The 265-nt window shown below is 75.1% G+C and carries 1 pseudogene; it reads left to right on the forward strand.

What is annotated here, in order from left to right:
- A pseudogene (locus J0695_RS41170) lies at positions 1-265 on the forward strand (DNA polymerase IV); the annotation flags it as partial.

Genomic DNA, 265 nt, shown 5'->3' on the forward strand with positions numbered 1-265 from the left:
GCGGTTGCTGGAGTCGGTGGACACCACGGGCGGGGTGCGGCTCCTCGGGGTGGGCGTCACCGGACTTGCCGACTACACCCAGGAGGATCTCTTCGCGCAGGCCGCCGGCGAGCGGGCAGCGCTGGAGGAGGCCGCGGAGGAGGAATCGCCGGGGGATGACGGTGCGGCGCCGGTGGCGGAGGAGAGCGTGCCACCGGCCGAGCGACGCTGGCCGGCCGGACACGATGTGCGGCATGCGGAGTTCGGGGCCGGGTGGGTGCAGGGC

The organism is Streptomyces beijiangensis, from assembly GCF_017315755.1.
Classification (GTDB): domain Bacteria; phylum Actinomycetota; class Actinomycetes; order Streptomycetales; family Streptomycetaceae; genus Streptomyces; species Streptomyces beijiangensis.